Raw genomic sequence first — 4,651 nt, forward strand, 5'->3', positions numbered from 1 at the left:
CCAACCGTCCATCAAAGTCTCAACTCGAGATCGAGACTCTGGGGGTGATAACCCACCTGGTTCGTATTCGGCCGATCGAACACGGTCCTCCCGGCCATCCGGGAGGCTCATGGAAACGAACCACCAACGACACACGATAGTCGGGAAGAGAAAGCTACTGCCGATCGAGTGAGTGGGGCGATTATGTACTTCTCCGTAGGACAGCGGAACGGCGACGATTCCGGAGAGCATTCTGACGCCTCGGCGCAGCAGGCACTCGACGGTCTGCGCGCGGAACTCGACGCAGTCGACGCGACCCTTCTCGACGCGGTCCGGCAGCGCTTGGAGGTGTGCCTGCGCATCGGCGAACTGAAGCGACGCGAGCACATCGCCATGATGCAGCCCGGCCGGATCCACATCGTCCACGAACGGGCGCGACAGTACGCGGACAGCCACTCACTGTCCCCGGAGTTCTTCGACTCGCTCTACGACCTTCTCATCGCCGAGACCTGCAGGCTCGAGGACCTCGTGATCAACGCGGAGCCCGCCGACGAGGGGCTCTACCACAACGGACACCACGACCACCGTGACAACCACCACGTTCGTCACAGTTCCGTGCCCTCTGCGAATGTCGAGTCGTGATGAGTACCCGGACGCTCCTGGTCGACAACTACGATTCCTTCACCTACAACCTGTTCACCCTCCTGGCCGAGGTGAACGGTGAACCCCCCACGGTCGTGCACAACGATGTGGAGTGGGATTCGATCCCCTGGTCCGACTTCGACAACATCGTCATCTCCCCCGGCCCCGGACGCCCGGAGCGGCAACGGGACTTCGGCATCAGTGCGCGCGTCATCACGGAGACCGCACTCCCCGTCCTCGGCGTGTGCCTCGGCCATCAGGGGTTGTGCCAGCTGTTCGGGGGCAGTGTGGTTCTCGCACCCGAACCGATGCACGGCCGGGTGTCCCTCGTCGAACACAACGGTTCCGAACTCTTCGCGGGCATTCCGTCACCGTTTCCGACGGTCCGCTACCACTCGCTGATCGTCGAGGATCTCCCCGACGACCTCGAGGCCACCGCCTGGACCGCCGACGGCCTGCTGATGGGTGTCCGTCACCGCACTCGTCCGCTGTGGGGCGTCCAGTTCCACCCCGAGTCGATCAGCACCGCCTTCGGTCACGAACTGCTCGCGAACTTCCGCGATCTCACGCAGACGCATTCCGGGACACCCACGCACGGTTCCATGCTCAGAATCCCGATTCCCCACGCGCCGTACGTGGTCCAGCAGGTGCGCGTCGACCACGAAGTCGATCCCCGCACCACATTCGAGGATCTCTTCGCGTCCGGGCCCAACGCGTTCTGGCTGGACGGGACGTCGGCATCGGAACCGAATTCGCGGTTCACCATCATGGGCAATTGCTCCGGCCCACGCGCCGAATACATCACGTACGACGTCAGCGAAGCGATCGTCCGGATCACTCGCGAGGGGTTGCCGGTCGAACAGGTACATGCACCGTTCTTCGACTACCTCGAGCGGCAACTGCAGGCCCGGTCGGTGCCCGACCTCCCGGGTGTGCCGTTCGGCCTCGGCTACGTGGGGTACCTCGGCTACGAACTGAAGGCCGAGACCGGCGGCACGGCGGCCCACAAGTCGCCCACCCCGGACGCCGCGCTGGTGTTCGCGGACCGCGCCGTCGTCATCGACCATTCCGGCGAGCGCACCTACGCGCTGTGCCTGAGTGATCACCAGGACGATCCGGAGTTGCGCCGCTGGCTCGACGAGATGGAGGTGGCGCTGCATCGGCTGGCCGAGCCGGACAACCCGCCGACCGCAGTGTCGCCGATCCGGAAGCCGGAGTCCGCCGAGCTCGCCCTGCGCCACGAGCACGACAAGTACCTCGAACACATCGCGACCTCGCTCGGCGAGATCCGGACCGGCGAGTCCTACGAGGTGTGCCTGACCAACATGGCGACGGTGGACCAGTCGATCGATCCCCTGCACACGTTCGAGTTGCTGCGCTCCATCAGCCCCACCCCGTACAGCGCGTACCTCCAGTTCGCCGGACTGTCCGTCCTCAGCGCCTCCCCCGAACGGTTCCTCAGGATCGGCGCGGACCGGGTGGTGGAGTCCAAACCCATCAAGGGGACGCGGCCACGCGGCGCGACCCCCGCCAAGGACGCGGCGCTGCGGCAGGACCTGCTCGACAGCGAGAAGGACCGCGCCGAGAACCTCATGATCGTCGATCTGACCCGCAACGATCTGGCCCGGGTGTGCGTTCCCGGATCCGTGCACGTTCCCAAGCTCTTCGACGTCGAGACGTACGCGGCCGTGCATCAACTCGTGTCGACCGTGCGCGGGACCCTCAGCGCGGATGCCTCCGTCGTCGAGTGCGTTCGCGCCGCCTTCCCGGGCGGATCGATGACGGGCGCCCCGAAGATCCGGACCATGGAGATCATCGACCGGCTCGAGTCCGGGCCGCGCGGTGTGTATTCCGGGTCGATCGGCTACTTCTCACTGACGGGGACGGCCGACCTGTCGATCGTCATCCGCACCATCGTCGCCACGGACACCGAGGTGACGTTCGGCATCGGCGGCGCGATCACCGCCCTCTCCGACCCGGAGGAGGAATTCGACGAGGCGATGGTCAAGGCCGCCACCATGTTGCGAGCACTGACCGTGACGGCAGACCGGCCGAACGAGATCGGGCCGTGAACGTCCCGGCCGCATCCACCCGGACCGTCGCGCTGATCGGCGGCTCCGGCGATGTCGGCCGGATGATGGCGGCTCGGCTGCGTGCCGACGGAAACACGGTGCGCACCATCGACATCCGCTTCACCGACCGGTCCGACCCGGATCAGGTGAAGGCGGACGTCACCGAACCGTCGCCGGAGCTGCGGGCGGTGGTGCACGCCGCCGATGCGGTGATCCTCGCGATCCCCGAAAGCGTCGCGCTGGAGGCGATTCCGTTCGTCGTCGCGGAGCTACCCGAACACGCCCTGCTGGTCGACACACTGTCCGTGAAGTCCCGATTCGTCGCCGCCCTGCGTGACAGCGCGTTGCGCAACGGCGCGGTGGGCATCAACCCGATGTTCGCGCCTTCCCTCGGACCGGAGGGCCGCCCCGTCGCGGCGGTGACCTACCGGGACAGCGATGAGGTCGAATGGTTCCTGTCGGTGCTGTCCGGCTGGGGGTCGTCGGTGGTCCGCCTGGACGCCGAACACCACGACCGGCTCACGGCAGCGACCCAGGCACTGACCCACGCCGGCGTCCTCGCGTTCGGCCTCGCGCTCGCGGACCTCGGTGTCGACGGCGCCGAACTCACCGCGGTGGGGACCCCTCCCCATCTCGTGTCGCTCGCACTCCTCGCGCGGGTCGGCGGAGGTGTCCCGGAGGTCTACCGGGACATCCAGGCGGGCAATCCGTTTGCGGGCGAGGCCCGCCGCGCGCTCGCCGCCGCACTGACCACTCTCACGGAAACCGTCGAGCGGGGCTCGGAGGACGATTTCGCCTCGCTCATGTCCCGCTCGACGTCGACGCTCGGCGACCGGAGCGAACCCCTCGCCCGGCTGTGCGCCGACCTCTTCACCGATCTCGTTCGCAGGCAGCCGCAGTCGTGGGACAGGAACGGAGATTCGTCATGACGCCCCAGAAGACTCCCTCGCTCCCGGAGTACGACCCGGCGGATCCGGTGGAGAGCGCCGTCGTGTCCCGGCTCGCCCGGAACTGGGGACAGCGGGCGACCGTGAAGAAGCCGGAACCGGACCTCGACGCGCTGTTCGATCTCGACAAGCAGGACTACCCGAACGAGTTGCTGCCCTTCGCCGATCACGATCGGTTCCTCGGCATGCGCGAGGAGCAACGGAACCAGCTTCGGGCCTGGGCCTGGATCGCTTTCAACAAGAACGTCATGGACATCGAGCAGTACGTGGTCAATCCCGGGTTCGACCTCGTCGCGCACGATGCCCTGGACACCGGGCTCGGGGACACGTTCGCCGTGGCCGTCCACCAGGCGATGGTCGACGAGCAGTACCACACCCTCATGCACCTGAACGCGAGCGCGGTCACGCGCAGGCAACGCGGTTGGGCGATGCCGAACAACGCCCTTCCCGACGTCCTGACGTTGCGCCGTCAACGCGCGGCGACTGCCGATGCCGCCGACCCGAGGAAGCGGGCGATCACCACGTTCGCCTTCATGACGGTGGCGGAGATCTCGATCAGCTCCTACCTCGACCTGATCTCCGAGAACGACGTCATCCAGCCGGTCAACCGGGCGACGGTCCGCCTCCACAACCGCGACGAGTACTGTCACGCCTCGATCGCCGACGACATCGCGGTCGTCGTCTACGACACGCTGAGCCCCGACGACCGCCACCACTTCCTGGACGGGCTCGTCGACGCGATGACGGCATTCAGCAGCAACGACTACTCGACGTGGCACACCATCGTCGACATCCTGGAGCTGGGCGGCGGACAGGCGATGATCGACGATGCCGAACACGACACCCGCCGATCCGCACTGGTCCAGGATTTCGGTGGCATCCACAAGCTGTGCAAGCACCTCGGCGTCGCGGGCGAGATGTCCTTCGAGTGGGCCTGACTCCGCGGCGACGGGAACCGACGGGGCCACGTGGTGGGAAGGCTCGGAGCCTTCCCACCACGTGTCGCGGAGA

At 66.8% G+C, this 4,651-nt stretch carries 4 protein-coding genes; all 4 read left to right on the plus strand.

What is annotated here, in order from left to right:
• Positions 1–183: 183 nt before the first annotated feature.
• Genes ACNJ7E_RS42955 through ACNJ7E_RS42970 form a run of 4 tightly spaced genes read left to right on the plus strand, consistent with a single transcriptional unit; the run spans position 184 to position 4,578 of the window.
• The gene (locus tag ACNJ7E_RS42955; protein ID WP_317569268.1) at positions 184–621 is read left to right on the plus strand and encodes a chorismate mutase family protein; all 438 of its coding nucleotides are present in this window, start codon (positions 184–186) and stop codon (positions 619–621) included.
• On the plus strand, positions 621–2,693 hold the full coding sequence (gene pabB, locus ACNJ7E_RS42960) for an aminodeoxychorismate synthase component I (RefSeq protein ID WP_418342636.1): 2,073 nt from the start codon (positions 621–623) through the stop codon (positions 2,691–2,693). The genes ACNJ7E_RS42955 and pabB overlap by 1 nt, the downstream gene beginning before the upstream one ends.
• On the plus strand, positions 2,690–3,622 hold the full coding sequence (locus ACNJ7E_RS42965; protein ID WP_418342637.1) for a prephenate dehydrogenase/arogenate dehydrogenase family protein: 933 nt from the start codon (positions 2,690–2,692) through the stop codon (positions 3,620–3,622). Before pabB ends, ACNJ7E_RS42965 begins: the two co-directional genes overlap by 4 nt.
• Positions 3,619–4,578: an AurF N-oxygenase family protein gene (locus tag ACNJ7E_RS42970; protein ID WP_283332961.1), complete on the plus strand. Its 960-nt coding sequence runs from the start codon at positions 3,619–3,621 to the stop codon at positions 4,576–4,578. The genes ACNJ7E_RS42965 and ACNJ7E_RS42970 overlap by 4 nt, the downstream gene beginning before the upstream one ends.
• Positions 4,579–4,651: the final 73 nt, after the last annotated feature.

Origin of the sequence: Rhodococcus mengyinensis (genome assembly GCF_048381435.1) — a bacterium.
Taxonomy (GTDB): Bacteria; Actinomycetota; Actinomycetes; order Mycobacteriales; family Mycobacteriaceae; genus Rhodococcus_F; species Rhodococcus_F opacus_D.